Consider the following 3,140-nt stretch of genomic DNA (forward strand, 5'->3'; position numbering starts at 1 on the left):
CGCCCCGCCCTCCCACGGATAGCCGCTGTTGCTGTTGCTTTGGCTGTTGCTTCGGCTCTTGCACTTGCTTTGGCGGGTGCAGGGCGCAGCCCTGCCGAACCCCTCAAATGTCTGTGGGAGCCAGCCCGTACTGCTCGGCAAAGCGCTTGCTGAAACTGGCCGCAGAGCGGTAGCCCGCGCGTGCGGCCACGGTCTTCAGCGGCAGGTCGGTGGTGTAGAGCAGCTGCATGCCATGCGCCAGCCGGGCCTCGGTGAGCAGCTGGCGCAGGCTGGTGTCCTCGGCGGCGAGCCGACGGCGCAGGGTCGCGCCGCTCAGCGCGAACAGCGCTTCCACATCGCGCGATTGCCAGTCGCGAGCGGGTTCGGCGGCGATGCGGTCGCGGATCTGTTCGCCCAGGCTCGGCGCCTGCGGCAGCAGCAGGTTGCCGTGGCCCTGCCGGCACAGGGTCAGTACCAACGAGGCCAGGGCCAGCCGCGCTTCGCTGTAACGGCCGTCCTGCAGAGATTGCCGCCACTGGCGCAGCACCGCGCCATGATCGATCAACGGCAGCCGCGCCATCGCATGACCGGCGGCGGGAAGCTCCCCGCTCCACAGCGTGCGTGCGGCCGCCAGCACTTCGGCACACAGCGGCACGATGGCGCTGAGGTAGCGGCCACTGCGTGGGTCGGGGGTGTTGACCACATCGATGCGGCAGCGCTGGGTCAGCAGCAGGATGTCGCCGGGCATGAACTCCAGCGACTGGTGCGCGGTACGCACTTGCTTGCGTCCTTCCAGCAGAATCGCGAACTGTGGTTGTGGAATCTCCACCGAGCTGGCGCCATGTTCGCGCCGAGCGGTGATGCACGCATAACCTTCGGCGCGTGCGCAGCCGGCCAGGCTGGCCATCTCGGCCAGCAGTGCGGTGGCCGGTGGCAGCATGGCGGTCATGACACGTGGGCACCGAACAGGCGACCGACGCCGGCCGCCGCGGCCATCGCCAATGCGCCCCAGAACATCACCCGGATCGCGCCGCGAACCGGCGGTGCGCCGCCGGCCCTGGCCGCCACTGCGCCGGTCAGGCACAGGCCGAGCAGGGTACTGGCCGTGGTCATCAGTGCGACCCTGTCGACCGGCGCGAGCAGGGCGGTCAGCACCGGCAGCGCCGCGCCACAGGTGAACGCACCGGCCGAGGCCAGCGCTGCCTGCAGCGGGCGGGCGCGCAGGGTATCGGTGATGCCCAGTTCGTCGCGGGCGTGGGCACCCAGCGCATCATGGGCGGTGAGCTGTTCGGCCACCTGCCGTGCCAGCGCAGGCTCCAGGCCGCGGTGGCGGTAGATCGCGGCCAGCTCCTCCAGCTCGCTGTGCGGATTTTCGCGCAGCTCGCGCTTTTCCATTGCCAGGTCTGCGTCCTCGGTGTCGGCCTGGGTCTGTACCGAGACGTACTCGCCGGCGGCCATCGACATCGCGCCGGCCACGGTGCCGGCCACGCCGGTGGCGAGGATGGTGGTAGCGGAGGCGCCGCCGGCGGCCACGCCGACCACCAGGCCGGCCACCGAGACGATGCCATCATTGGCGCCCAGCACGGCGGCACGCAGCCAGCCGACGCGCTCGGAGCGGTGCAGTTCGGGATGTCGTGAATGGCGGCTCATGTCGTTGAGTGTACGAGGGTCAAGAGGGCGTCGGTGGGATGCTGAAACCCGTCACCGTCGCATGACGCAACGAGGTGCCACGCTATAGTGCGCCCTTGCGATGGAAGGCCGCGAGCCCCACATCCCCCGCCACCGTCCAGCGAGCCCTCCCCTTGTCGAGCCCCAGCCACGTCGCCGATACCCCCATTACCGACCGCTCGCAGCTGGTGGAGGTGATCGCCTCCGGCGAGAAGCCTCGCGCGCAGTGGCGCATCGGCACCGAGCACGAGAAGTTCGGGTTCCGCCTGGACGACCTGCGCCCGCCGACCTTCGAGGGGGAGCGCGGCATTGAAGCACTGCTCAACGGCCTGGTCCGCTTCGGCTGGGAGCCGGTACAGGAGAATGGCTGCACCATCGCCCTGCTGCGCGATGGGGCCTCGGTGACGCTGGAACCGGCCGGCCAGCTGGAGCTGTCAGGTGCGGCGCTGGAGACCATCCACCAGACCTGCGTGGAGACCGGCACCCACCTCAACGAAGTGGCGCAGGTGGCCGGCGAACTGCAGCTGGGCTTCCTCGGCATGGGCTTCCAGCCGAAGTGGAAGCGCGATGAAATGCCGTGGATGCCGAAGGGCCGCTACAAGATCATGCGCGCGTACATGCCCAAGGTCGGTTCGCTGGGCCTGGACATGATGACCCGTACCTGCACGGTGCAGGTGAACCTGGACTACGCCACCGAAGCGGACATGGTGAAGAAGTTCCGCGTGTCCCTGGCGCTGCAGCCGATCGCCACCGCGCTGTTCGCCGATTCGCCGTTCACCGAAGGCAAGCCGAACGGCTACCTGAGCTATCGCTCGCACATCTGGACCGACACCGACGCCGACCGCACCGGCATGCTCGACTTCGTATTCGAGGATGGATTCGGCTACGAGCGCTATGTCGATTACCTGCTCGACGTGCCGATGTACTTCTCCTACCGCGACGGCACCTACCACGACGCCAGCGGGCAGAGTTTCCGCGACTTCATGCAGGGCAAGCTGCCGGTGCTGCCGGGCGCGTTGCCGACCCTGCGCGACTGGTCGGACCACATGACCACCGCGTTTCCGGAAGTGCGCCTGAAGAAGTATCTGGAAATGCGCGGCGCCGATGGTGGCCCGTGGAGCCGCCTGTGTGCGCTGCCGGCGTTCTGGGTGGGCCTGCTGTACGACGACACTGCGCTGGACGCTGCCTGGGACCTGGTGCGTGACTTCACCCTGGCCGAGCGCCATGCGCTGCGTGACGGCGTGCCGAAGCATGCAATGAACCTGCCGTTCCGCAACGGCACGGTGCGCGACCTGGCCCGGGAAGCGGTCAGGATTTCCGTGGAAGGCCTCAAGCGCCGTGCGGCGCGCAATGCCGATGGCCAGGACGAGAGCAAGTTCCTGGACGTACTGCAGGAGATCGTCGAATCCGGCCTGACCCCGGCCGAGCGCAAGCTGGCGCTGTTCCATGGCCGCTGGCATGGTGACGTCGATCCGGTGTTCCGCGAGTTCGCG

General features: G+C 68.6%; 3 protein-coding genes. 1 reads left to right on the forward strand and 2 read right to left on the reverse strand.

What is annotated here, in order from left to right; translation table 11 throughout:
• Positions 1 to 103: 103 nt before the first annotated feature.
• Both N5E02_RS20565 and N5E02_RS20570 read right to left on the reverse strand, forming a co-directional pair.
• On the reverse strand, positions 104 to 928 hold the full coding sequence (locus N5E02_RS20565; RefSeq protein WP_065185384.1) for an AraC family transcriptional regulator: 825 nt from the start codon (positions 926 to 928) through the stop codon (positions 104 to 106).
• The gene (locus tag N5E02_RS20570; protein WP_005419279.1) at positions 925 to 1,629 is read right to left on the reverse strand and encodes a VIT family protein; all 705 of its coding nucleotides are present in this window, start codon (positions 1,627 to 1,629) and stop codon (positions 925 to 927) included. Before N5E02_RS20570 ends, N5E02_RS20565 begins: the two co-directional genes overlap by 4 nt.
• 152 nt (positions 1,630 to 1,781) lie before the next feature.
• Between N5E02_RS20570 and N5E02_RS20575 the strand changes: the two genes are divergently transcribed.
• Positions 1,782 to 3,140: glutamate--cysteine ligase (locus N5E02_RS20575; protein ID WP_279946704.1), on the forward strand; the 1,359-nt coding region annotated here is incomplete at its 3' end.

The organism is Stenotrophomonas sp. GD03777, assembly GCF_029842485.1.
GTDB classification, from domain to species: domain Bacteria; phylum Pseudomonadota; class Gammaproteobacteria; order Xanthomonadales; family Xanthomonadaceae; genus Stenotrophomonas; species Stenotrophomonas sepilia.